This window comes from Muriicola marianensis (assembly GCF_014638095.1).
In the GTDB taxonomy this organism is placed as follows: Bacteria; Bacteroidota; Bacteroidia; order Flavobacteriales; family Flavobacteriaceae; genus Muriicola; species Muriicola marianensis.
This window is the reverse complement of sequence record NZ_BMFH01000001.1, coordinates 762,484-787,910: the sequence shown is the minus strand read 5'-3', so window position 1 is coordinate 787,910 and position 25,427 is coordinate 762,484. Positions and strand designations below refer to the sequence as shown.

The following is a 25,427-nucleotide window of genomic DNA, read 5'->3' as shown; positions in this document are numbered from 1 at the left end:
AAACCTAGGGTATTCTCTCTCCTTTCAGGAGAATTTTGGTTATTTTCCTTTATTTTTGAACCGGTTTTTTAAATGAGGATCGATCATGAAGCAAATATATCTGGACAATGCAGCTACGACCCGAGTCAGGGATGAGGTGATAGAGAAAATGCAATCGGCCCTGGCCAATTGTTATGGAAATCCCTCTTCCACCCACGGCTTTGGAAGGACGGCCAAGACGGCCATTGAAACAGCCAGAAAGACCATTGCCAAGTATCTCAATGCGCAGCCTTCTGAGATCATTTTCACGTCAGGGGGAACCGAAGCAGATAACATGATCCTGCGTTGTGCGGTGCGCGACTTAGGGGTAGATACCATCATCACTTCGCGTGTGGAACACCACGCCGTGCTGCATACAGTGGAAGAACTGGAGGCTCAGGCAGGGGTGAAGGTGCATTACGTCCGCTTATCAGCCGATGGAAATCCGGATCTGGACCATCTTAAATCCCTGTTGGAAACTGAGAAGGGGCAGAAACTGGTGAGCCTGATGCACATCAACAATGAGATCGGCAATAAGATCGATATGAAAGCGGTTTCGGCCTTATGCCGGGAAAACGAAGCCTATCTGCACTCAGACACTGTGCAGTCCATCGGCCATTATCCCTGGGACGTGCAGGAGATACCTATCGACTTCATGACCGCCGCGGCCCATAAATTCCACGGCCCAAAAGGTGTAGGCTTTGCTTATATCAGAAAAAATTCGGGCCTGAAACCCATGATAGTGGGAGGTTCCCAGGAAAGGGGATACCGGGCAGGAACGGAACCCTTCCACAACATTGTAGGCCTGGAAGAAGCTTTTGTCCTGGCTTATGATAACCTGGATGAGGAAAGGGAGTATGTGGCATCCCTGAAAAAGTATTTCATAGATTCTATCAAAAAGGCTTTCCCGGATGCTGCATTCAACGGGCTTTCGGGAGATATGGAGAAAAGTACCTATACCCTGGTCAACGTCAGGTTGCCTATCTCACAGGAAAAAGCCCTGATGCTCTTGTTCCATCTTGACATAAAAGGGATCGCTTGCTCGAAAGGAAGCGCCTGTCAATCCGGAAGTGACACCGGTTCTCATGTGCTCAACCAGATCCTCACAAAGGAAGAACTGAAAAACCCTTCTGTGAGATTTTCTTTTTCTATCTACAATACAAAAGAGGACATTGATTACACCGTGGAGGTGTTGAAGGAATTCAGCAAGGACGAAAAAGCGCCAATGATCACTTAGCGTTCCTTGTCATAGGGAAACTTTCTGGTCGCCTTTTTCATCATGGATTCAATCAGGTCGGTAGTATTCCTCCCCGATTTCTTATTGATCTCCTTTTCGTATTTCCAGAGCAGCTTTCCGGTCTTCCCGTCACTGACCTTGATACCGATTCGGCCGTAATTGGCATCTCCGAGCAGGTAATCGATAAAACTGAAATCAGAAGGGATACCCTCGGAGAGCAGGATATTCAGATCCATATTCCCGCTCACGATACCGTCTACATCCAGGATCTCACTGAGCTGTTTTATGGTGTAGGTGTCGATATTGGAATAGGTGATGTTGTTCTGTGAGAGGATGGCATTGGTGTTTTTAGTATTCTGAAAATCCACGGAAAATTTCTTCCTTTTCTTACCCCTCCCGAAATAGGTTTCCAGGGCGTCCTGCACGGCATATCCCTCCCTTTCTTCCAGTTTGTTCAGGTCTGAACCATCAGCATTTTCCTTGAGTTCAAGATTGGTGAAAAAAGGCAGGATCGCCAGAATTTTGTGGTCAGAACTCAGATCCTCAAACCTGTCGCTCTCATAGATGTTCTTTTGTCCGATCAGAATGAACCCCTGAAACAGGAAGAGGACGAATAAGAACCTTTTAATAAACTCCATTTTCTAAAACCGCATTCTTAGTTTAACATTCAGGATCCTGGAGGTCATGAAGTTGGGTACAGCGAATTCAGCCTTGCTGTCCACATCCCTGACCCAGGTATTGGTGATGGAATTCTGGTTGTTGAACAGGTTGAAGATCTCCAGACCAACCTGTAATTCCTTGCAATTCTTCAGCCAATGACCCTCCTTGAGAAAGGTGTTTTCGTCTACAAAAATATGAGAAATTCCCAAATCGGCCCGTTTGTAATCCCTGAGCCTGTTCTGGAAAAAATAAGGGTCTGTGTAACTGGGCGACCCGCCAGGAACGCCTGTGCTGTACACCAGGTTCAGGTACATCCTCAGTTGAGGTAAGTCAGGTACATAATCCTGCCATAGAATTGCTGCTTTAAATCGCTGGTCTGTCGGCCTGGATATAAACCCCCTGTCATCCCAGTTCTCCATGGTTTTCAGAAATCCCAAACTGATCCAGGACTCCGTCCCCGAAATAAATGCCCCGTAGAGTCGAAGGTCTGCCCCATAGGCATAGGCCTCGGCATCATTATTGGCAACATAGCGGATCCGCACGTCTTCCAGGGTGTACGTGTTCACATCCCAGAGATCTTTGTAATAAATCTCAGTCTGAAGGTTGAAAGGCCGGTCCCAGATCCTGAAACTGTGTTCTGCTCCCAGCAGGAGGTGAGCCGATTTCTGGGCTTTGACATTCGAAACGATCAGTCCTTCCGAATTCCTCAACTCCCGGTAAAATGGAGGTTGCTGGTAGATGCCTGATGACAGCCTGAAAATAACGTCTTTCTCCCAATCCGGCCTTAAGGAGATCTGTACTCGCGGACTCAAGGCCGTCTGGGCCTTCCTCTCAACACCCTCTCCCCGGAGGACCCAGTGATGAGACCTGACTCCGACCGAATAGTTCAGCAGGTGTTTACCTGCTTTCAACCTGTCTGTATATTCGATAAATCCCTGAATTCGATTTGTCTGTGTAAAATTGCGCGCGCTAACGGCATTATAAGCCACCAGGGGGGCTGTAAAGGGTTCTTCAGGCTGATTATTGTTGAACTCCTCTCTCGGGGGCCTGATGAAAAAGCCTGCCGAATCAATAAATTCTGATTCCCTGATCTGGTCTCTCACATCCTCATAAGTATATTTCAGTCCCCAGGAAAGCTGGCCGCTCCCTTTGTTGAGATGGCCCCGGTGGGCCAGGGTGAGGATCAGGGCATCCAGATCATTTCGAGCCCGGTTGTACTGAGATCCTATCCCCCGGGAGGAGGTAATCTCCCCCAGCGAATTACTGCCCAGGTCGGTTTCTATTTCTCCCAGCTCGTATTGGGCGATCACATCAGAATACTCCTCTTCCACGGAATGGTTGATGGCGGAGTAGAAAGTCAGGGACAGGGACTCGGTCGGAAACAGGTCGGCCTTGATCGCTCCCATTCCGGAGGCAAAAGAATTCTCTTCTCTTCCGAGATAAAATACCTGCAAGGCCTGTGGATTGGCCAGGGTTCCGAAATTCGTCTGCCTGGAAACAGGTCGGTTTCGGTACCTGTTAAGGCCGAGATATCCAAGGAAATTCAGGTGAAAGCGAGAGGAGAACCTGTAGGTCAGGACACCCTGAAGGTCCGTGAACAGGGGATTGAATGTCGACCTGGTCTCCTGGCTGTTCACGAGCAGGCTGTTATCCCGGTAGCGAAACCCCATCAGGGCACTGAATTTCCTGTCCTCAGACCGGGTTTCCAGGGTGGTGCTCAAGCCCAGCAGGCTGGCCTCGGCCTGAAGGGCAAAACGGGTGGGTGTCTTGTAGGAGATGTCCAGGACGGAGGAGAGCTTGTCCCCATATCGCGCCTGATAACCTCCGGGGGAGAAATAAAGCCGCTCAACCATAGTGGGATTCACATAGCTGAAGCCTTCCTGTTGCCCTGATCGCAGCAGTTGTGGTCTGTATACTTCAATACCGTTGACATATACCAGATTTTCATCGTAATTCCCTCCCCTGACACCGTATTGTGTGCTGAGTTCATTATTGGCAAACACTCCTGGTAAGAGTTTTAACAGATTTTCAACCCCGGCATTGGCTCCCGGGATCTGTCGGGCCATTTCCGGGGAAAGGTTGGAGATTCCGGATATGGCCCTGGTGCTGCTGGCTGTAACCTCCACACTGTCTATTTGGATGGCGTTTGTTTTCATCACCGGATTAAAAGCAAACACCTGGTTTGAGGTCAGGATAAGGTCACGCAGTTCGATCCGTTCATAGCCGAGGTGGGTGAAGATTACGGTCAGGACCACTTCTGATTCGACCTCCAGCAGGTAAAACCCGTTGAGGTCAGTGGTCGTTCCCCTGCCTCCCGCCATTATATTCACATTGCTGAGGGGTTGGTTCTCCTGGCCGAGGACGATACCCGTGATCGTTGCCGTTTGTCCGGACAAAGTACAGGCGAAACAGAAAAAAAGGGAAAACAGTAATAGTCTGAAGGGGTTCAAGAGCCTAACTTCTGAAAAAACTACTCGTAAAGGTAGTGGAATTCCCGACATTGTCCGTGACCACTACTTTGAGATCGCATTGCTTCTTATCCAGGATCTTGTCGTCAAAGTTATAGGTGATGGTGTTGTTCTTGGGCTCGTATTCCATCAGGATCCACTCCCCGTTAAGAGTAGCTTCATAGGAAGCTATCCCGCTTAGGTCGTCCGAAATGAGCAGGCTTAGGTATCTGTAATTGGTCAGCCATTGTTTCGATTTGAAATTCTTTGGCCGGATGGTCGGCGGAACCGTATCCCGGGCCAGGGTATAGGTGCCCAATGATCTCGTCCGCGTAGAAAAAGTATTGCCTCTCTTGTAGGTCTTCATGTAATCCGGTCTCAAACGCTCATCCAGACGGGCGATGAATGCGGTTTTGAGGAATTCCTCGTCATACCCCTGGGTATCAAAGGTAAGCGTGAAGTTCTTGTGTGCCGGAACGGAGTTGTTATGGACGGTGATGGTATCGTTACTCGACTGCAGGTCTATGTAGAAATCCTCATAAAATGTATTGGCGGGAAAGAAAACCCTGGCCTTACCCAGGTCGAAATTATTGGGTTTGCCCGCAGAGATATAATGATCTGTCTTTTGGACCTCTTTCTTTTCCTGAGGTATTTCCCTTCTTCCCACCACGGGGATCACAACCCTGCTGGTATTGCCGGCAAGGTCTTTAAGGGTGATCTCTACAGTGTAGTTCATTCCCTGCAAAACAGATAGTTTGCCATCGTTTTCCAGCTGCTTATAGATACTCAGATCATTTCCATTCAACTTATAACAGCGCTGGATACGCCTGCGGTATTTTGAGAGATATTCGTAATCGATCAGGGTATTGATCAAACGGGTCTCGCCAAAAGAAAAGGAATCGAAATCAAAAGCCGCAGTAACCCGGCCATTTACTTTCTGTTCGAGTTCATACAACCCATTCTGATTGGCTGCCAGGTCCTGCCGGTCATATGCGGCCACCCCAAAACCGATGGTGCCTATAGCTGCGACCTCAGAAGCGAGGTAAGACCCATCGTCCTGCCTGGTCAGGGACAGTTGCACCCTGTCCTCACTTTGGTTGACCACGGCATCCCGGGACAGGGGATAAGCATAAAGCGCCTCCAAGGTGGGATTGGTGGCATCCCGGACATCTAACCCGTAGAGAAGAGGGTTGGTGGGTCTTTCTGTGAGGCTGCTCCTGATCTCAAAATGAAGATGGGGCCCAGAAGATCCACCGGTATTTCCTGAATAGGCTACCAGGGAATCCTTGCTGACCCTGAGCTGACCGTATTCGGGGAAAACCTCGATCTCATAGGACCGGTTGCGGTACTGGGTTTCCTTTACAAAGGCCTCGATTTCCGGACTGAATTTCTGTAAATGCGCATAGACCGAAGTATAGCCATTAGGATGGGCGATATACAGTGCCTTCCCGTACCCCCAATGGGATACTTTTATCCGGCTGACCGTGCCGTCGGCAATGGCATACACCGGTAAGCCCTGACGCTGCTGGGTTTTTATGTCTATCCCTGAATGGAAGTGATTCGATCGAAGTTCCCCGAAGGTCCCCGCAAGGATGAGCGGAATATCCAGAGGGGATCGAAAGGCATCTCTGGGATAATTCTCCTGGCCCAGGATGTGCTGCACTGATAAAAGGCAAAGCAGGATGAGACTCTTCTTCATAGACGTGGGTTGGCACGAAATTAAATAATAGGGCGAATATTTTAAAATAAAACTGGGAGGTTAACTCAATTCTCCAGCTCCAAAATCCCGGGAATCGGGACCTGCAGGAATAAATTGAAAAACTATTGCGAAGTCGTTCCAGGAATGTTAACTTTGTTTGAAAGCATTGGATTGCCTATGAGCGAATTGGTTGATATAGTTGATTCCCTTGAAAATAAGATCAGTAAGTTATTGCACAAGGTAGAATTGCTCAATCAAGCTAAAGGAAGACTGGAGGACGAATTGATCCAGATAAGACAGGATCATGAAGCCACAAAGAACTCCGTAAAAGAATGGGAGGAAAAATATGAATCCCTGAAGCTGGCAAATTCAATGTTGGGCAGTGAAAACAATAAAACAGAAGCCAAGCTCAAAATAAATACCTTGATCAGGGAGTTGGACCATTGTATCTCCCAACTCGCTGAATAGTGGACTCAACATATGGCGGAGAAACTCAAAATCAAGTTGTCGATTGCAGACCGTGTTTACCCTCTGACGATCGACCCGAGTCAGGAAGAAGGGCTGCGAAAGGCCGCTAAGAATATCGAGCAACTCGCCAAAAAATTTGAGCAGAATTATGCCGTGAGGGATAAGCAGGATGTACTGGCTATGTGTGCCTTGCAGTTTGCTTCAAAAATCGAACAACGCGGTATAGATAGAGTAGAGGATACCCGGGAAGTCGTGGAACGACTCACGGCCCTCGACCAGCTGGTAAACGAAAAGCTTAGTTTGAAATAAGTTCTTTAACATACATAATTTACTGCCCACATTGGTAAATAATTTTTGACAAACTCAACATTAATTAGATTAAAAAGGGTGAGTTTAGATTGTAAAAGCAGGCCTTCCAGAAAGGATCCTTGAGCAGTCTGTTAGCCCTAAACCTGTTTATAGGAGTTTGTACAAAACTTCCATCAATGTGGGCTTTTTTTATTCTTTCCTAACAAGAGTTTAAGGAAAGATATCAGGGGAAATCCGTATGTGCAGACGCCATGGATTCCCCGAAATATATTCGGAGGACAGTTGTCCTCTTAAAACAATACTAACTCATGGACACTACAACAATACTCATAGCAGGGGTCATAGGGCTGATCATAGGTTTTTTGATCGCCAAATTCCTCGAAAAAGGGAAGGCCTCGAAAACCCTGGCCAATGCTAAGAAAGAGGCAGCCGCCCTCCTGAAGAATGCAGAATCAGAGGGAGAAAGTATCAAGAAAGACAAGATCTTCCAGGCGAAGGAAAAGTTCCTGGAACTGAAGGCCGAGCACGAAAAGGTCATTATCAACAAGGAGAAGAAAATCTCGGAATCTGAAAAACGAACCCGGGACAAAGAATCCCAGGTAAGCAGTGAACTGGCCAGGAACAGAAAGCTGAACGAACAACTGGAGGGCAAGATCAGGGATCTAGACCACAAGGTAGAATTGTACGAAAAGAAGCAGACTGAGCTGGAAAAATTACACAAGAGCCAGGTGCAGCAACTCGAGGTGATCTCAGGACTTTCAGCGGAAGAGGCTACGAACCAGTTGCTGGAATCCTTAAAGGAGACCGCAAAATCGGACGCCATGGCCTTTATGCAATCCACCCTTGAAGAAGCGAAGCTCACGGCTCAGCAGGAGGCGAAAAAGATAGTGATCAACACTATCCAGCGAATAGGAACGGAAGAGGCCGTGGAGAACTGTGTCTCCGTCTTTAACCTGGAGTCTGACGATGTGAAAGGTCGGATCATTGGCCGGGAAGGACGAAATATCCGTGCTCTGGAATCCGTGACGGGTGTAGAGATCATTGTGGATGACACCCCCGAAGCCATCATTCTTTCCTGTTTTGACAGTGTACGCAGGGAGGTGGCCAGACTGTCCCTTCACAAACTCGTGACTGACGGTCGTATCCACCCTGCCCGCATCGAGGAGGTGGTTCGCAAAACGGAAAAACAGATCGAACAGGAGATCGTGGAGATCGGGAAACGCACCGTGATCGATCTCGGGATACACGGACTCCACCCGGAGCTCATCAAGGCGGTGGGCCGCATGAAATACAGGTCGTCTTATGGCCAGAACCTGTTGCAGCATTCCAGGGAGGTGGCCAAACTCTGCGGGGTGATGGCAGCTGAACTGGGACTGAACCCTAAACTCGCGAAACGGGCAGGCCTGCTGCACGACATCGGTAAGGTACCCAATACGGAAACTGAACTCGAGACGCCACACGCCATCCTGGGGATGCAATGGGCAGAAAAATACGGGGAGAAACCAGAAGTGTGCAACGCCATAGGGGCACACCATGACGAGATTGAGATGAATACCCTGATCTCTCCAATCATTCAGGTCTGCGATGCGATCAGTGGAGCCAGACCGGGTGCCAGAAGACAGGTCCTGGATTCCTATATTCAGCGACTCAAAGACCTCGAAGATATCGCCTTTGGTTTCGGAGGGGTACAGAAGGCCTATGCCATCCAGGCGGGCAGGGAATTAAGGGTCATTGTCGAAAGCGAAAAGGTCAGTGACGAAAAGGCAGCTCAGCTGTCCTTCGAGATCTCCCAGAAGATACAGACCGATATGACCTATCCCGGGCAGGTAAAAGTGACCGTGATCCGGGAGACCCGGGCCGTGAATGTGGCAAAGTAAGGGATCACCCTAACTTTTTACTCAGCGTCACCAGTCCGATCACAGGCCCCAGCGCCAGGACAGTAAAGATCCAGGCCGGAGGGACAATGTCCTGTAAGGTGTTGAGCAATTGAATGCTCACAACGGTAATTCCAAACCCTATACAATTGACCAGGGTCAGTGCGGATCCTTTCAGAGGCCCTTCTGCGTTCTGTGCTACCAGAGTAGAGAACAAAGGTGAATCTGCAATCACAAACATACCCCAGAGCAGGTAAAAAGCAAGGAACACTGTAATGGACGCCTGAAAAAAGACCAGGGGGGATAACAAGCAGCAGGTGCATGAAAACAATAAAGCGCGGAACGCAGTTTTCTTACTTCCCAATCGATCAGATAGGAATCCGCCCATCACGCATCCGAGAGAACCTATGGCAATTATCAGAAAGGCCCAGAAGGAGGTATCGACGGCGATCTCCCACCGAACTTGATAAGCCCTTAAGACAAAGGGGATAAAGGCCCAGAAGGCATAGAGTTCCCACATATGCCCGAAATACCCTATGGCTGCCTGTCGGAGTTTCAAATTTCCAAAGACCGTGAAAACGGCATTCCATCTAAAATCAGTGGCCGCTTTTCGAAAGGGTCCGTCCGGGATTCCGATCCAGACCAGAGTGCCCCCTGTGAAAGAAAGGCCGGTGGTCACAATGACCACGTACTTCCAGTCTGACAGTAAAAAATTACCCTTGAGAAGATGGGGAAGCGCCGTGCCCAGCACCAGGGCTCCTACCAGGAATGAGAGTGATCTGCCCAGCCCTTTTTCAAAATAATCTGCGGCGATCTTCATCCCAACAGGATAAATACCTGCCAGGAAGAATCCGGTGAAAAGTCTCGATACAAAGAGGGTGAGCAGCGTATTCCCCACCCACAGCAAACCGAGGTTAGCGATTCCCGCGGCCAGGGCAGAAACAAAAAAGACCCGGGAGGGCGAATACCGGTCGGCTAGAGTAGTCACAGCAAAAACAAGCGTGCCGGAAATAAAGCCCAGTTGAACTGCAGAAGTGAGATGCCCGAGAGAGTAGGAGGTAAGACCGTATTCCAGGATCAGGTCTTCCAGTACTCCATTTCCCGCAAACCAGAGGGAAGTACAGAAGAATTGGGATACTACGATAAGGAGCAGGATAGTATTTCTCTGCATAGGTCACTTATGTGGATTAGGCAGAAAGGTAGTTTTTCAGGTTCCCGTGAATGAAGTAGTCCCATCCTCCTATACAGCTTTCCCGCCTGAATTCCGGAACCTGGTCGGGGAAGTCCTCCTGAACAAGGACGGTAAGTAGCAAATGAGCCTGATCCTCATCTCCGCTAACCTCGAAGGTAGAGGTTGAGGCCCCCGGATATTCCTCAAATGTCCAGCGATAGGTAATCCTTGATCCCGGGATAACCTCCAGTATTTCCCATTGATGGGTAAACTGGCGTTCCTCGGATCGCACTTTAAAGGATGTTTGGAAACCTTCCTCAGCTTTAAAAGCCGGGATCATCTCAAAATACCATTTTTTCATCTCGGGTAGATAGGTGAGGGCCTTCCAAAGGGAGGCTGCACTCCTTTCAAAAGAGGCCTTGACGATGATCGGGGGGTCTGATTTTTTCATGATTAACTGTGATTACACGCTCATATGTTAAATTTTTGAAAAAGGTCGTAAAAAACCAAACCTCCGGTTCCAACCTTCCGTAGGTAAGGCAAATCCTAAAATAAATAAATAATTATGAAGACACGTAAAATGTTCAAAATCACCTCCCTCGCGCTGATCCTTTTCTCTGCCACAACGCTGATGGCTCAGGAATCCATGATGGAGCAAAAAACAAAGATGGTCGGTGGAGCCGCCATGTATCCGAGCAAGGATATTATATCCAACGCGGTTAACTCAAAGGATCACACTACTCTTGTAGCAGCTGTAAAGGCTGCCGGTCTGGTGGAGACCCTGCAGGGAGACGGCCCGTTTACCGTTTTTGCCCCAACTAACGAGGCTTTCGACAAATTACCCGAGGGTACGGTTTCATCCCTACTGGAACCAAAAAATAAATCGACGCTGCAAGCGGTACTGACCTATCATGTTCTGGCCGGCAAGTACAATGCGGCAGATATAGTTGAGGCCATTAAAAAAGGAAAGGGAAAGGCTACATTTTCCACGGTTAATGGAGCTACCCTGACTGCCATGCTCAAAGGAAAAAAAGTTCAGTTAAAAGATGTAGCCGGAAATATTTCAACTGTATCTATCAGCGATGTAAACCAGTCTAATGGTGTCATTCATGTGATCGATACTGTGGTTTTACCGGTCATGTAGATTCATTTCCAGTTTAGTTAGTTGTTAGGTTGGTTTTTTAGTGGAACCGTCGGTGTTTAAGCATCGGCGGTTTTTTTATTCATGATATTGATAAGGACTATCGATAAAAAATCAATGGTCCTATCTGCTAGCCACAGTTTCACCAGTCGGGGCTAATCATCATATGCTTTTTCTACGAGTCGCTTAGAAATCCACCAGTAATTTCCCTCAGGATCCTGAATACCGGATTGGCGGTCATTGTAATCCATGTCGGCCGGAGCCATGATTTCTTTTGCCCCTTCAGAAACGGCCAGTTTGTGCATCTCATCCACATCTCTAACATAGAGGTAGAAAGACGCTCTCATTCCTGAAAAAGGAGGCCGTGCCTTCCCTATCATGAAACAGCTGCTTCCGAGTTTTAAGATACAGTTGTTGATGGTGCCTGATTCCGGATCCTTGGTGCGCTGCAACTCCTCCGCCCTCAATCCATGGGTGAGGAAATCGATCAAACGGGCAGGGTCTTCAGCAAACAGGTAAGGGGTAACTGTGCTAAAGCCTTCAGGCCTGTAGGTGTCGAAATAGGATTTCATAGAATTTTAATTTTAGTGATTCCGGGGCCAGGATTTAGCCGGAATTTTCACAACCATTTATTCCTCTTAAAGTATACCAGCATCCCCAACGCGATCACGATCATCACCCCCAGCATAATGAAATAGCTGTACTGGTAATGCAGTTCCGGGAGAAAATCAAAATTGGTCCCGTAGATCCCGGCGATAAAGGTGAGGGGGATAAAGATCACGGAGAATATGGTCAGTACCTTCATCACATCGTTTAGTTTGCTGCTGATGGTGGTGTGATAGATATTGAGCTGGTCGGAAAGGATGTCCCTGTAACTGTCCGAAACCTCATTAGCCTGGCTGATGTTGTCTTCCAGCTCTTTGAAGTGAACATAGGTGGATTCATCAATAAAATCTGTTTCCAGTTTCCCCAGGGAAAAGATCATCTCTTTTGCCGGTTTGATATTCTTCCGCAGAAAATTCAGTTCCCTTTTGTAGTTATTGATCTCGTTGATGATCACTTCATTGGGATTGACCACCAGGGTATCTTCCAGGGCCTCAATCTTTTCTCCCAGGACGCTCAGTACGTAGAGGTAATTGTCGATGACGATATCCAACAGGGCAAATGCAAGGTAATCCGTTCCCCCGTGACGGATTCTCTTTTTCTGTTTCCGTATGCGCTCGCGAACCGGTTCAAAAACATCCCCTCTTCTTTCCTGGAAGGAGATCAGCATATCCTCGGTAAGGATGATGCTCAGGTTCTCCACGATGATCTGGTGGGAGTTTTCTTTCTGCTGCATCATCTTAATGGTGACCAGGATGCAATTGTCGTATTCGATCACCCTGGGTCTGGCCTGAGTTTGCATGACCTCAGCGAGGACAAGTGTGTCGAGGTCCAGGGTCTCGGCGATCTCTTTCATGATTGCCTCATTGTGGAGCCCGTCAACATTCAGCCAGGTGACCGTATCCTTTTCCTTGTATTTGAGTACGTCCCGAACCAGTTGTAAAGCATCTTCTTCCAGGGTGTTCTCATTGAAGTCTATGATGCGAAGCAGTACCTCGTTGGCCTTTTTCTTTCCCCGAAAAATCAGATCATCAGGAGCCAGACCAATATCCTGTTTTGCCTTTTTGACGAATCTAGCCATATTGATTTTTTTTACCATTGCTTTTACTCATGTCCCGTCAGACATAATTTCTCTAAAAAGCTACGAATTTTTATGATATCAAACCGGATTTAAGGTCGGATCGTCAGGAGACCGAAACCCCGAAAAGGTGACCGATATATGCCGTGACTCCCATGGCGATGGTTCCCCAGAAGGTGATCCTGATGACGGCCTTTCTCACGCTTGAACCTCCTGCCTTTGCGGCATAGGCCCCCAGAATGATCAGGAAAAGGATGGTCAGGATGTATTGCCATAGGATCATGAGCTTTACCGGGATCAGCAGGGCAGCGATCACGGGGAGTATACCCCCGAAAATAAAGGAAGCGCCTGATGCCAAAGCAGCTTCCAGGGGTTTGGCCCGGGTCATGCTGTGGATACCCAGTTCATCCCTTGCATGCGCCCCCAGGGCATCATGTGCCGTGAGTTCCTGAGCTACCTTCATAGCCAGGTCCGGACTCAGACCTCTTGATCTGTAAATACCTGCCAGTTCTTTCAATTCTTCCTCAGGCATATCCCTGAGCTCCCTGCGTTCCCTGTCGAGGTCCGAAGTCTCAATATCGGTCTGAGAACTTACAGAGACGTATTCTCCTGCGGCCATAGATAGAGCGCCCGCCACAAGTCCGGCCACCCCCGCCACCACGATGGGTTCCCTGGAGGCGGAAGCAGCGGCCACCCCCACGATGATACTCGCAGTAGAGAGGATACCGTCATTGGCGCCGAGAATGGAAGCCCTGAGCCAATTGCTCCGGCCCAGGTAATGATCCTCTTTCTTGGTCAGGTTGTCCATAAATTCTATCCCGGTCTACAGGGTGCGTCCTTTTCTTTCAAGGTACGGAATTAGGCAATTATTTTTTGTTTTCGACTGCTCAACTTTTCTGTCAGGACGATCCAAAACGGACTGATACCTATTGTCAGAGAGATTAGAGAGATCGTAAAATCATAGGCGTATTGGGTCAGGATATCCAGATTGAAAGCTGTGATGCAGATCAGGAAGCTCAACTCCCCGATCTGGGCCAGCATGGCACCCCCGAAGATCGCTTCTTTCCAGCTGTTGTTATAGGCGCGGAGGATGAGGGCGTTTATGGTGTGGTTCAGGACAAACACAATGACCAATGATAGTCCGAGGGGCAGGAGATTGTCCATTAAGAAAGTGATATTGATCTGGGCACCGATAGCTATAAAAAATACAGCGACAAATAGGATCCGGAAGGAATGTATGGCATCGTGTATCCAGCGGGTTGCCTTCCCGGCGTGCATGACAAGGCCTCCCACAAAGGCCCCAAGCGCTTCAGAGATTCCGAAAAGCCCGGCGATCACCGCCCCTGCAAAACAAAAGAACAGGGCCAGGAAGACCTGCAACTCATGGTCCCTCATAATCGATTTTTGAAAGGGGAGCCATGAGATCTCTTTTTTGATATAGATATACAAAATGGTACCTATGATCAGGACACCCCCTGTGATTTTCAGGAGGATGGATTCGGTTGAGGTATCCTCCCCTCCAAAGATAGAGATGAGGATGAGGATGGGAGCGATAGCGATATCCTGGGCGAGCAGGATACTCGACACGTTTTGGCCTATCTTCTTGTCGAGCAGTTTCTTGTCTTCAAGTAACTTAAAGATCACGGCAGAGCTGGATAGGGCGATGACAAAACCCATGACCACGATCCGGGTATTGTTCCAGCCAAAGAGGAGTCCGATCGCACCCATAGCCCCAATACTTAGCAGGATCTGGCCCAGGGTCCCGAAAACTGCCAGGCGCCAGTTACCGATAAAAGAGTATAGGTCGATCTCCATCCCGATAAAGAAGAAAAGCAGGATGATCCCTAGCTCTCCTATGTGCATCATGGTCTCCTGCTCTCCGAGCAGGTCTAGCCCAAAAGGACCTATCAAAACCCCGATAAGGATATAGGCAATCAGGGTAGGTTGTTTGATCTTGCTCAGAAGGAAACCCGACAGGACCACCCCAAGGCCGACAATGCAGATCAGGGTGATGGAGGAGTGAAAGGATGAGAGAAATATCAAATCCATGAGACGTGTCAGGGTTTAAGGGTTAGATATTTGTCTGAAATGGGTTTTTTCAACGGCGTTTCTAAAGGGTTAAAACTAATGAATGTAAGTCGATCTTCTCTGGAAAAAATCCCCGGGAAAATAGACTTCAGTTGATCAAAAAGGATCTTCATACCTTCTCAATCTATTGTTGAGTCTGAGGATCCGTTCTTCCAGTTCCTCCTGTCTCCTCAGCATGTTCATGACCACGTCTATGCCTTCCAGGTTTACGTGCAGGTCCCTGTGTATTCGGATGATCTTCTCGACCTTTTGCAGGGCATCCTGATGAATGCACCTTTCCCCCCGGTAAATTCTGAGGTCTATCATACCGAACTCCCCCAACTCTTCGAAAAATGCTGCCTCTAGATTGTAGAGTTCGCATAATCGCACTACCGGAAATAATTCATCTTTGGCCATAATTACCTCAATTTAGCAAGTTCTTTGAATAATTCTTTCTCCCGGGGCGTAAGTTTTTTCGGGAGTTCTATCTCATAGGTGATATAGAGATCGCCGTACTGCCCTTCCTTCTTGTAAACCGGGAACCCCTTCCCCTTCAGTTTTACCTGTGTCCCGTTCGGAGTCTCCGGTTTCACATTCAGTTTTACCTGGCCATCAAAGGTATTCACGATGATCTCACCGCCCAGCAGGGCTTTGTAGAGATCTAATTTTACTATGGTGTACAGGTTGTCTTCATCCCTTCTGAAAGGGGTTTTGTTCACAAGGGAGAAACGAATGTGGAGGTCTCCCCTGGGCCCTCCATTGATCCCTTCTGCCCCGTGGTTCCTTATTTTGATCACCTGCCCGTTGCGGATCCCGGCAGGGATGGTAAGCCGTATGTTCCTGCCATCAACGGTAAGGGTACGTTTGTGTGTGCTGTATACCTCCTCCAGGGGCAATTCTAGCTCCGCCTGGATGTCCTGACCTCTGAACTGCATGCTGCGGTCCTGTCGGCTGCCCCTTCCCCCGAACATGGCGCTGAAAAAGTCGGAAAAGTCGTCTTCCGAAAAAGTGGTCCTTCCGGACTGTTGGTGCGACCGCTGATACCTCGCCTGTTCCTTTTTAGCCTTTTCGAATGCTTCGGCGTGCTCCCAGTCCTTCCCATATTCGTCGTACTTGGCCCTGTTTTCAGGATTTCCCAGGACCTCGTGGGCCTCGTTGAGTTCTTTGAATTTCTTTTCGGCGGCGGCATCCCCGGGATTTACATCGGGATGATATTTTCGGGCCAGCTTACGGTAGGCTTTTTTAATGTCCTGTTGGGAGGCATTTTTTGGAACCCCCAGGACCTCGTAATAGTCGATGTACTTCATTATGCGATACTCCCTTCAAAAGGTTAAAAAATCTATTGAGGTGAGGCAGGCGATCGATCCAAACGATTCAGAGCGGCGTTGAATTTTCATTCACGCAGATCGCCTTGCCTGTCTCATATTTCGGTGTTTGAAGTTCGCAAATAATCAGCATATTTCAAATGAGAACGGCAGGAATTCAACATCCTACATCTCCTTTACCCACAGGCCAAAACCGCTGTAAACGGACTTCGTAAAATTTTAAATTATACAACTCATTTTTGTCATCTCCTTAAGGAGGAGTACATTTGGGACATGCAGTTAGACCTGTTTACCATCACCACTATTTTGGTATTCCTCTCGGCCATTTTCGGGTACATCAACGTTCGCTTCCTGAAAATGCCCAATACCATCGGACTCATGTTCATAACCATCCTCTTAACTCTGGCCGTATTCGCGTGGAGTTATGTGGATCCCACCCTGTTGAATGTAGAACGCTACATTCTATCACGCATCGACTTTAAGACGGTCTTGCTCGATATCATGCTGAGTTTCCTGCTTTTCGCGGGGGCCCTGCATACCGATTTCGAACAACTCAGAAAACTGAGATGGCCCATTCTGAGCTTTGCCACCCTTGGGGTGCTGACCTCCACCTTCCTTGTTGGGACCGTGACCTACTACCTGCTGATGGCACTTGGCATGGACGTGCCTTATCTCCATTGTGTGCTATTTGGTGCCCTGATCTCCCCTACTGATCCTATCGCCGTTCTGGGTATCCTTAAACAGGCTGGGGTACCGAAGAAACTGGAGGCTAAGATCGTGGGAGAATCCCTTTTTAACGACGGGGTAGGGGTAGTGGTTTTTCTTACCCTGTTTGAGATTGCATCTCCTTCGGAGGAAGCTGTTTCGGCTTTGGGTGTGATAAAACTATTTGGGGTGGAAGTATTCGGGGGGATTGCCCTGGGCCTGTTGCTGGGCTGGGCGACCTACAGGTTGATGCGGACCATAGACGATTACGATATCGAGGTGATCATTACCCTGGCCACGGTAATGACAGGGACCGTGATCGCTCATAAACTCCATGTCTCAGCCCCGTTGGCGATGGTTGTTGCAGGGTTGATGATCGGTAATGATAAGCTTAGGAACAGTGCCATGTCAGAAAATACCATGGTGTATGTCGACAAGTTCTGGGAGCTGATAGATATCCTGCTCAACACCTTACTTTTTGTGCTTCTGGGGATGGAGATCCTCGTCCTTACATTTAACTCCACTTACCTGCTTGCAGGGATCATCACTATACCTATCGTTTTACTCTGTCGTTATCTTTCCCTCCTTTTACCCATTTCATTTTTTAAACAGAAACTCGAATTTGTCCCTCGTACCGGTATCATCATGACATGGGGCGGGCTACGCGGTGCGATTTCCATAGCACTTGCTCTGGGCCTGACTGCTGAGATGAATCGTGAATTATTTCTGCTGATCACCTATGTGGTCGTAGTATTCTCAATCATAGCACAGGGCCTTACCGTTGGCAAACTTGTTAAACTAATGGAGTAGACAGTCTTACTTTAAAAGTCTGAGGCCTTCCTTTGCGCTTAAAGGCTCCAGAGGTGTACGTGCAGCAAACTCTTTTACCCATGAGGGATTGGTTTTGCTGTATTCCCTGAGGATCCAGCCTATGGCCTTGTTGATAAAGAACTCACGAGAACCCAGGAGGCGGGTAATAGTCTTGCTCAGGAATTCCGTATCGGTATCTTCTTTGTACTTTAATTGGAACAAGAGGACAGTCCGCTGCAACCAAATATTCCCGGAAGTCATCCACTTTTCGGTAACCCCATCCCTGTTCCCAGGGTACGCCATGAAGTAGGGTCCCACCAGGTTCGACGCGATGAAGTCGACCGTATCCCACCAGGATTTATGGGTGATCATGTATTCGTAAAGTTCCCAGTCTTCTGCTTCTGCTTTTCTGATGAATTTCCTGGCCAGTTCCTGTCCGATGTACTGGTTTTCCCTTTCCGTTTTCTCCCACAACACCCTGATCAGGGTGGGAAGATCAACCTTTGAAGGCAGCAGTTCTTTTTGGAATATCACCTTCTGGATTTCTTTTCTCTCCGGGGTCTTGACGCCATAGAAAGCAAACTGGTTACGCATATAGGCTTTTTGGCCTGCTGCGATCTCGGCATTGGCTTTCTCAGCACAAAGCCGATCCAGGGTTTCTAAGAATGTGGTAACGTTTTCCGATCTCATTCGTCCTATGGACAGTGTAGTAAGTTGCTTCCAAGATACAAAGGAGAAGGAGAACAGTAGCCATTTTAACTATCTCCGCTGCCCTGTTACCTTACACTGAATTTTTCTACATTTATATAAAAATAACCAATGACCCAGACCAACCGCTGCAAGAACTGTGACCAACCCCTTGATCCGTCATATGATTACTGTCCCAAATGCGGGCAGGAGGTGACAGACAATCTCACCTTCGGCGTCCTGTTCAGTAAAACCATCAGTGACTACTTTTCAGTGGATGCCCGCTTCTTCAGGAGCTTTTTTCCACTGATCTTTAAACCCGGGGTCCTGGCGAGGCGTTTCGTAGACGGGAAAAGGTTAAAGTATCTCCATCCCGCTCAATTCTATCTCTTTATTTCGGTTGTTTTCTTTTTTCTGTTTTCTTTCAGTATCCGTAAAGCCGATTCTGAAATGACTGAGGCCTTAAAAAAGGGCATGGACCGGGATTCGGTAGAGATTGCCCCGGATTCCCTCAAGTTGAGTTCCAATGATTCCCTCCAATTGGTAAAGACGAAAGAGATGATAAAAATGAATAAGGATAAATGGGGAATCTCCGATGAGGATATGGCGGATATCGACTCTGTCATGACAGAAACGGCCGAAAACCCTTCCAGCCTGAACCGGGGCATGACCTTTGATTTTGATCAAAAAGTACTGGATTCCCTGATCGCAGCAGATGCTCCTATGCATGAAAAATTAGTGGCCATGGGGATGGAAGAGGAAGCCTCCGGCCTAAACCGTCGATTCTACGAGCAGATGTATAAACTCTATGTGCAAAGAGGCGGGGGTATACTGCAGACGTTTTACGATACCATCCCTATTGCCATGTTTCTGCTGATGCCGATCTTTGCCCTCTTACTCAAAATATTTTACTGGAGGCGGGGGAATTTTGCCCACCATATGGTGTTCAGCTTCTACTTTTTTACCTTTTTATTCACGGCTTTTAGTATCATAATTCTTGCTAATAAGATCATTGACGTGCCTGTATGGCTAGAGGTAATCATCACCCTGTCCTATCTCGTATATCTCATGGTGGCCCTGAGAAATTTTTATCGCAGCAGCTGGATAGGTGCTTTTCTCAAAGCCAATGTCATCTCCTTTATCTACATGCTTTTTATCCTGCCTATGGCCTTTGTAGGAATCGTATTCATGGCTTTTATGCTCTACTGATGGCCTACTTTTCGAAGTAGAGATAGATATACATGGCCGAGCCAAACTGGGTAGCATCCGTGGACACCAACCTCCAGCGGTCGGCCGCGTACTTGTCCAGCAGTTCCTGTATCCCTTTTTTGGAGGCATCCATGATATGGTTGCGGTTGGCAAATGGTTTGGTGTAATAGATCAGGGTTTCAACCTTGTAATGTGTCATCTTTAGCAATCAGTTAATCCAACATAAAAAGGGCATTGGCAAAAAAGAGCTTGCCATTTTCCCAGAATCCCCTGAAGAGAGGATTGTCTACCATGTAGACCACCTGTCCACGTCCTGAATTCTCCACGCCGAAAACCAGGGAATTCGAGATTTTTTTCTGAGCCTCGCTTCCTGCAAAACCGGCTACGGGCCTGGCCGTACCCTCTATGTAGGCCACCGTTCCCCGGTTCAGATACTCGTAACTGTCATTACCGAGTTTCAAACTGAAATAGGTGTCGCCGTAACCAAAGGACAACGGATGAGTGGGGTCTACCTTGGTCCTGAAAATAGCCCCTGTGATCTGGTCTTTCATGCGCTCCCTCCGGGCTTCTTCATACAAGCCCGGGTCTTCCTGCTCTCGGTTTTCACCATTATCCGACTTAAGCGATTTAATCCCAAAACCTTCTTTTCCTTCGAGGGATTCGATGGCATTCCCCATGGCGATGAGCCGGCCTCCGCCTCTTACCCAATCCCTGATCTTACCCAGGTTCGATTCATTGAGGAATGAGCGGTAACCCCATCCATCGGGCAGGATCAGGACGTCGTAATCAGAAAGGTCTATCCTCCCGAAATAGTCTGCTTCCAGCACAGTCAGCGGGTAATGGAGTTGTTGTTCAAAAAAGTGCCAGATCTCCCCAAATCGTAGGGAGGACGTAGGTTCCCCTGAGAGTACACCAACCTTGGCAAAAGGGATCATTTTCACATCACTGGACCCGAAATCTTTCCCCTTATCGACATAACCGGTAGAAACCGCCGTGATTTCTTTATGGGCATACTTCCCAAATATGCCGAAGAGACGGTCTGTTTTCCCGGGTTCGGAATTATCTGCCCTGGTGATGATCAGGCTTCCCCTTCCGAACGACTTACCGTTGAGTGAAAAAGGCAGATGGGCGGTCCTTACCCTGATCCCGGCTTTTAGTAGATCAGCCAGAAAGCGGGCATCCTCCATACTGTTCCAATCAGTTACATAAGCGTAGGAATTCCTAGGCGGAGTGGGGAAGGAGATTGATTTTGATTCAGCGGATGATCTGACCGGCGTTGTAGATGCCAGGGCATCGAGGCCGTAGGCGTAGGGAAGGGACCAGGCCGTAATGTCATAGGTAAGGGAATCGCTCAGGCGGGCATCGGGCTCAAACAACACTTTTACCAGCGTTCCTTTGGTCTGATCCGTGGAGACGATCAGGCTTTCCGATCCGGTTTGCACCGTCCCATTCCTTCCGGTAGTGTATACAAATCCTTTGGCCTGTCCTGCTGAACCCCAGCCATACCGGATCCCGTGCTGATCCAGGAGTTGGGTAAGGGCCCTTTGATGGTCGATATCTCCGTTGAGGACGTAACTTTTGTAGGTGTAATTCTTGTTTTGATAGAATTTCCGGAACTCCTCATTGAGGGTCGTGTGGTTTTGAGCAGCTACCTCTACCGTTGAAATCCCGGTGGTGAAGTGGTGGTCGATGCGGTCTTTCAAAGTCAGCGTATCACCTATGCTGGTGATGACGCCTAGACCTGCACGACCACTGCCACCCTGCTCATAGGTCATACCGATGGCACCGTTGTAAGTGGGATAGGTATCCCCGTAACTGGGATAAAACAGGTCGAACCGTTCCTTGGTAAAATAGAACCATCCGTTCGCATCAAAATATCTGGCGTGGTTTCTGCCCAGTGTCTCCTGGAAAGAACGCTGGAAGGGGGTAATCACTTCGTGAAAGGGTTCAGCCGAGGGAGCAAAGAAATAAGGATTATCCACCCCCTGTTCGTGGAAGTCCACATGAATATGAGGCATCCACTGGTTGTACATCTTTATTCTCTGTCGGCTCTCTACCTGGGTCAGCCATGCCCAGTCCCTGTTGAGGTCGAACATATAGTGGTTGGCCCTTCCGCTCAACCAGCCTTCGTGGTGTTCCTTGCTGTCAGGATCTACCTGGTGGGGCGTATTTTTAAAGGAATTGTACCAATTTACATAGCGGTCGCGCCCGTCCGGGTTGATGCAGGGGTCTATGATCACCACTGTATTCTCGAGATAGTCGCTTTTTTCCGTCAGCAGGGTATAGATGGTCTGCATGGACGCCTCGGTACTCACGCTCTCATTTCCGTGTACATTGTAACTTAACCAGACGATAGCCTTACTGGCATTCCCCCTTCCCGAGGTACTTTCCAGATGTGCCTCCCTGATTGATTCCAGGTTGCGCATATTGTCCGCAGAACTCACATAGGCCAGCAAGAGCGGCCTCCTCTCGTTGGTTTTACCATATTCCTGAAGCTTTACCCGGTCCGGAGCAGCAGTAGCCAGATAACGGTAATAATCCACTACCTGGTGGTGCCGGGTGAACTCAGTGCCGAGTTCATACCCCAAAAATTCGGATGGGGACTGAATGCTTTGGGCCACTACCTGAAAAGAGGTAAGCAGCAGAAAGAAAGGAAGGATATTTTTCATATTATTTCTCTGAGGTAAAGGTTCCAAATCTAAGGATAAAATCCATAAATAATAACGATTTCAATGACCTTCTTCGACGTGCAGCAGTGGGTGGATAATCTCGCTGATCGACAAGATATTCCTCTTATCACCCTTCTCAAAATTCTTCAACTTAACGTATTTTTAGGAATCCGCTAAAGCCAGAACCTTATCTTTGGGGGCGATAACGATCCCATATGCAGCCAGCAGGAATTCCGTTCAGAGAGACAGGCTACTTTTCAGAAATCATTTGTGATTATCTGGATCAGGCTCCTGTTCTGAAGGAGTTTTATCACCGTTATCCTTCCATTGTATCATTTGGGGCTCAGATCAAAGAAAAAAAGGCCTCTTTCTTACCGGAACAGCGAAAAGTGCTGCTGGAGGCACTCAATCGGCAGTACGATCACCTGGACCCTCCTTCGGAAGTTCGTGCGAATATCGAATTCCTTGCGAAGGAAAATACCTTTACGGTAGTCACAGGCCACCAGCTCAATATCTTTACAGGCCCTCTTTATTTTTTGTACAAGATCATCAGTACGATCAAACTCACCGAAGAACTCGGGAAGAAATATCCCGAGAACCATTTTGTACCGGTATACTGGATGGCGACGGAGGACCACGATTTTGACGAGATCAACTACTTCAATTTCAAGGGAAAAAAGCTGCAGTGGAACAGGGAGTCGGCCGGACCTGTGGGACGACTTTCAACAGAAGGGCTGGAAGCAGTGCTGGAATTGTTTTCCATGGAAATGGGACAGGGCAAATACGCCGCAGAACTCAGCGAGTTATTCTCAAAAGCCTATCTGGGACATGAAAACCTGACCCGGGCCACCCGCTGCCTGGTCAATGAGCTTTTCGGGCATTACGGCCTCGTCATAGTTGACGGGGATGACCCTTCCCTGAAACGAAGCTTTTTACCATATATAAAACAAGACCTTTACGAGCATACTTCCTACCGACAGGTCAGCGAGACCATTGAGTCCCTGACAAAAGCTTCCCCTTCCTGCAGCATTCAGGTGAACCCCCGGGAGATCAACTATTTTTATATCCTGGATGATCTGCGCGAACGCCTGATTGAGAAAGAAGGGAAATATTATGTCAACAATACGGAGCTGGTGTTTAGCAGGGAAGAGATCGAAGCAGAATTAGAAGCTCATCCCGAACGCTTTTCCCCCAACGTGATCACCAGGCCACTGTATCAGGAGGTGGTTTTGCCGAATCTCTGTTATATAGGAGGGGGAGGCGAATTGGCCTACTGGCTGGAGCTGAAGTCCCACTTCGATGCAGCCAATGTGCCATTCCCGGCTTTGTTACTCAGGAATTCTGCCCTTCTGCTCACCGGAAAACAGGAGAAAAAGATCCGGAAAATGAGTCTTCACGTTAGGGATCTTTTCCTGGACCAAAACCGGTTGATCAACAAGAAGATACGAGAGATCTCCAACATAGATATCGACTTCAGTCCCCAGCGGGAACATCTAAAGAAGCAATTCGAAGCCTTGTATTCCCTGGCGGAAAAAACGGATAAATCGTTCCTCGGAGCCGTAAAGGCACAGGAGGTCAAGCAAATCAAAGGGCTGGATAAGCTGGAGAAGCGGCTGCTAAAGGCCCAAAAACGCAAGCTGGTAGATCAGGTAGAACGAATGACCGAGATCCAGAACGAGTTGTTCCCAAATGGCTCCCTACAGGAAAGGGTTGTCAACTTTTCTGAGCTTTATTTAGAGATGGGCAAAGGTCTGATCCCGTTCCTCATGGATTCCATGGATCCGTTCTCTTCAGAATTTTATGTGCTGCAAACGCCTTAGAAGGGTTTGCATTTCGGTCAGAACCCGTATATTTTCAACCTAAATACATCGTATGCACAATATCGACATCGATCTGGTGGAGATGACCCTGGATGTCATGAAATACGCCATCAACAGGATCACTAACGTGACCCCATCCCTGGGGGACATTAAAAAGGAAGAAGAACTATTTGCTATGGTCGGCGAGACCATTACGCCCAAAGGGATCGGAGGGGAAAGGGCATTCCAGCTGTTCAGGGACGTTCTGGTGAAGTCGACTGTCCCAATAGACCACCCGAGGCACCTGGCCTTTGTACCCGCAGCACCGACAAGGGCGGCGGTGATGTTCGACCTGGTCACTTCAGCTTCCAGCGTTCACGGCGCCTATTGGATGGAAGGGGCAGGGGGTATTTTTTGCGAGAACCAGGCCATGAAATGGCTGATATCCTTAACGGGAATGCCTGAAGGCGCCTTTGGGGTCTTTACGAGCGGGGGTACTGCCGCCAACCTGTCGGCCATGGTAACCGCCAGGGAATACTGGAGGAAGCCTGATGCGCACGTGAACAGGAAGGGGTTGATCATGACCTCGGTAGGGGCGCACTCCTCTATCAAGGCTATGGCCAAGGTCATAGATGCTGATGTACATCTGGTGGAGACCGAAGACAGGCTTACCGCCGATTTGCTCCGCCAGGAGATAAGAACTCTGCCGGAGGAAAAAAGACAATGTCTCTTCGCCGTGGTAGCCACGGGTGGTACCACCAATGCCGGTATAATTGACGATCTTGAGGGGATTGCGGAGGTTTGCAAAGAAGAAGAATTGTGGTACCACGTGGATGCGGCCTATGGTGGGGGTGCCCTCGCAGCGGATTCTGTAAGGCACCTTTTTAACGGGATAGAAAAAGCGGACAGTATTACCATTGATCCGCATAAATGGCTATTCTCCCCCTATGACTGTGGGGCAGTGCTCTACCGGGATCCGTCCCTGGCGCTTGAAGCACATAAACAGGAAGGATCCTACCTCGATATCTTTAATGATGAAGGCGCCAGTGGCTTTAATCCCGCCGATTATCAGATCCAGTTAACCCGAAGGCTAAGGGGTATGCCTTTGTGGTTCTCCCTGGCGACCCACGGCACAGATAAATACAAATGGGCCGTTGAGAGGGGGATTTCCCTCGCCAACATCGCAGGAGAACTTATCGAACAAAGGTCTGATCTTTCTCTGGTGCGGCCACCCAGCCTCTCATGCGTCTTATTTAGGAGGGATGGATGGGATCCCGGGAGGTATCGGGAGTGGACCTACAGAAACCACAAGGAAGGCATTGCTCTGGTGACCCCTACGCAGTGGAAAACAGAAAAGGGATATGAAACGGTCCTGCGCTTTTGCTTTATCAACCCGGATACCACCGTGGAGGATATCAAACTGATCTTGGATACATTAAAAGACTGAGCTC

Annotated in this window: 23 protein-coding genes and 1 other RNA gene; 10 read left to right on the top strand and 14 right to left on the bottom strand. The window is 48.5% G+C overall.

Annotated elements, in window-relative coordinates; all coding sequences use genetic code 11:
* Positions 1–85 precede the first annotated feature (85 nt).
* Positions 86–1,255 carry a cysteine desulfurase family protein gene (locus tag IEV19_RS03585; RefSeq protein WP_188369325.1) on the top strand — a complete coding sequence of 390 codons (1,170 nt, stop codon included), beginning with the start codon at positions 86–88 and terminating at the stop codon, positions 1,253–1,255.
* Here IEV19_RS03585 and IEV19_RS03580 read toward each other — a convergent pair.
* The 3 genes from IEV19_RS03580 to IEV19_RS03570 are packed head-to-tail and all read right to left on the bottom strand — an operon-like array spanning position 1,252 to position 6,061.
* Positions 1,252–1,893, bottom strand: a complete 642-nt coding sequence (locus tag IEV19_RS03580; protein WP_229732467.1) for a hypothetical protein — start codon at positions 1,891–1,893, stop codon at positions 1,252–1,254. The two genes, IEV19_RS03585 and IEV19_RS03580, sit on opposite strands and share 4 nt — an antisense overlap.
* Before the next feature lie 3 nt (positions 1,894–1,896).
* Complete coding sequence (locus tag IEV19_RS03575) at positions 1,897–4,365, bottom strand: TonB-dependent receptor (RefSeq protein ID WP_308418522.1); 2,469 nt, start codon at positions 4,363–4,365, stop codon at positions 1,897–1,899.
* Between the two features lie 4 nt (positions 4,366–4,369).
* Positions 4,370–6,061, bottom strand: a complete 1,692-nt coding sequence (locus tag IEV19_RS03570; RefSeq protein WP_188369323.1) for a M23 family metallopeptidase — start codon at positions 6,059–6,061, stop codon at positions 4,370–4,372.
* 177 nt (positions 6,062–6,238) lie between these two features.
* On the opposite strand from IEV19_RS03570, the gene IEV19_RS03565 reads away from it, so the two are divergent.
* The 4 genes from IEV19_RS03565 (at position 6,239) to rny (ending at position 8,715) form a co-directional block, all read left to right on the top strand.
* Entirely contained in the window at positions 6,239–6,529 is a 291-nt protein-coding gene (locus IEV19_RS03565) for a coiled-coil domain-containing protein (RefSeq protein ID WP_188369322.1), read from the top strand.
* A gap of 12 nt (positions 6,530–6,541) precedes the next feature.
* Positions 6,542–6,838, top strand: a complete 297-nt coding sequence (locus tag IEV19_RS03560) for a cell division protein ZapA (protein WP_188369321.1) — start codon at positions 6,542–6,544, stop codon at positions 6,836–6,838.
* 52 nt (positions 6,839–6,890) lie between these two features.
* Positions 6,891–6,997, top strand: a non-coding RNA gene (gene ssrS, locus IEV19_RS03555) — 6S RNA.
* Positions 6,998–7,146: 149 nt separating this feature from the next.
* Positions 7,147–8,715, top strand: a complete 1,569-nt coding sequence (gene rny, locus IEV19_RS03550; protein WP_188369320.1) for a ribonuclease Y — start codon at positions 7,147–7,149, stop codon at positions 8,713–8,715.
* A gap of 4 nt (positions 8,716–8,719) precedes the next feature.
* Here the strand turns inward: rny and IEV19_RS03545 are convergent, their stop codons facing one another.
* Together IEV19_RS03545 and IEV19_RS03540 are read right to left on the bottom strand one after the other, a co-directional pair.
* Positions 8,720–9,883, bottom strand: a complete 1,164-nt coding sequence (locus tag IEV19_RS03545; RefSeq protein WP_188369319.1) for an MFS transporter — start codon at positions 9,881–9,883, stop codon at positions 8,720–8,722.
* A 16-nt stretch (positions 9,884–9,899) separates the two neighbouring features.
* Positions 9,900–10,334, bottom strand: a complete 435-nt coding sequence (locus IEV19_RS03540) for an SRPBCC family protein (RefSeq protein WP_188369318.1) — start codon at positions 10,332–10,334, stop codon at positions 9,900–9,902.
* Positions 10,335–10,448: 114 nt separating this feature from the next.
* On the opposite strand from IEV19_RS03540, the gene IEV19_RS03535 reads away from it, so the two are divergent.
* Positions 10,449–11,027, top strand: a complete 579-nt coding sequence (locus IEV19_RS03535) for a fasciclin domain-containing protein (RefSeq protein WP_188369317.1) — start codon at positions 10,449–10,451, stop codon at positions 11,025–11,027.
* A gap of 152 nt (positions 11,028–11,179) precedes the next feature.
* Here IEV19_RS03535 and IEV19_RS03530 read toward each other — a convergent pair whose 3' ends face one another.
* The 6 genes from IEV19_RS03530 to IEV19_RS03505 all read right to left on the bottom strand — a co-directional run bounded on the left by IEV19_RS03530 (position 11,180) and on the right by IEV19_RS03505 (position 16,079).
* Entirely contained in the window at positions 11,180–11,596 is a 417-nt protein-coding gene (locus IEV19_RS03530; RefSeq protein WP_188369316.1) for a VOC family protein, read from the bottom strand.
* 47 nt (positions 11,597–11,643) lie between these two features.
* Positions 11,644–12,708, bottom strand: coding sequence for a magnesium/cobalt transporter CorA (gene corA, locus IEV19_RS03525; protein ID WP_188369315.1), 1,065 nt, complete (start codon positions 12,706–12,708; stop codon positions 11,644–11,646).
* Positions 12,709–12,811: 103 nt separating this feature from the next.
* Positions 12,812–13,513: a VIT1/CCC1 transporter family protein gene (locus IEV19_RS03520; protein ID WP_188369314.1), complete on the bottom strand. Its 702-nt coding sequence runs from the start codon at positions 13,511–13,513 to the stop codon at positions 12,812–12,814.
* Between the two features lie 50 nt (positions 13,514–13,563).
* Positions 13,564–14,754 carry a cation:proton antiporter domain-containing protein gene (locus IEV19_RS03515; RefSeq protein WP_229732466.1) on the bottom strand — a complete coding sequence of 397 codons (1,191 nt, stop codon included), beginning with the start codon at positions 14,752–14,754 and terminating at the stop codon, positions 13,564–13,566.
* 135 nt (positions 14,755–14,889) lie between these two features.
* On the bottom strand, positions 14,890–15,189 hold the full coding sequence (locus IEV19_RS03510; RefSeq protein ID WP_188369313.1) for a chaperone modulator CbpM: 300 nt from the start codon (positions 15,187–15,189) through the stop codon (positions 14,890–14,892).
* A gap of 2 nt (positions 15,190–15,191) precedes the next feature.
* Positions 15,192–16,079, bottom strand: coding sequence for a DnaJ C-terminal domain-containing protein (locus tag IEV19_RS03505; protein WP_188369312.1), 888 nt, complete (start codon positions 16,077–16,079; stop codon positions 15,192–15,194).
* Positions 16,080–16,370: 291 nt separating this feature from the next.
* On the opposite strand from IEV19_RS03505, the gene IEV19_RS03500 reads away from it, so the two are divergent.
* Positions 16,371–17,612 (top strand): cation:proton antiporter, encoded by a 1,242-nt coding sequence (locus IEV19_RS03500; protein WP_188369311.1) that lies wholly within the window; start codon positions 16,371–16,373, stop codon positions 17,610–17,612.
* Positions 17,613–17,618: 6 nt separating this feature from the next.
* On the opposite strand, the gene IEV19_RS03495 is transcribed toward IEV19_RS03500, so the two are convergent.
* A complete protein-coding gene (locus tag IEV19_RS03495) occupies positions 17,619–18,302 on the bottom strand; it encodes a DNA alkylation repair protein (protein WP_188369310.1) in 684 nt (227 codons plus the stop codon).
* Positions 18,303–18,431: 129 nt separating this feature from the next.
* Here IEV19_RS03495 and IEV19_RS03490 point away from each other — a divergent pair, with 129 nt between their 5' ends.
* Entirely contained in the window at positions 18,432–19,508 is a 1,077-nt protein-coding gene (locus IEV19_RS03490; RefSeq protein WP_188369309.1) for a DUF3667 domain-containing protein, read from the top strand.
* 4 nt (positions 19,509–19,512) lie between these two features.
* On the opposite strand, the gene IEV19_RS03485 is transcribed toward IEV19_RS03490, so the two are convergent.
* Positions 19,513–19,707 (bottom strand): DUF4177 domain-containing protein, encoded by a 195-nt coding sequence (locus tag IEV19_RS03485; RefSeq protein ID WP_188369308.1) that lies wholly within the window; start codon positions 19,705–19,707, stop codon positions 19,513–19,515.
* A 13-nt stretch (positions 19,708–19,720) separates the two neighbouring features.
* Positions 19,721–22,177, bottom strand: coding sequence for a M14 family metallopeptidase (locus IEV19_RS03480; protein WP_188369307.1), 2,457 nt, complete (start codon positions 22,175–22,177; stop codon positions 19,721–19,723).
* 215 nt (positions 22,178–22,392) lie between these two features.
* On the opposite strand from IEV19_RS03480, the gene bshC reads away from it, so the two are divergent.
* Both bshC and IEV19_RS03470 read left to right on the top strand, forming a co-directional pair.
* Positions 22,393–23,997 carry a bacillithiol biosynthesis cysteine-adding enzyme BshC gene (bshC, locus tag IEV19_RS03475; RefSeq protein WP_188369306.1) on the top strand — a complete coding sequence of 535 codons (1,605 nt, stop codon included), beginning with the start codon at positions 22,393–22,395 and terminating at the stop codon, positions 23,995–23,997.
* A gap of 52 nt (positions 23,998–24,049) precedes the next feature.
* Entirely contained in the window at positions 24,050–25,423 is a 1,374-nt protein-coding gene (locus IEV19_RS03470; protein ID WP_188369305.1) for a pyridoxal phosphate-dependent decarboxylase family protein, read from the top strand.
* The last annotated feature ends 4 nt before the right edge of the window (positions 25,424–25,427 follow it).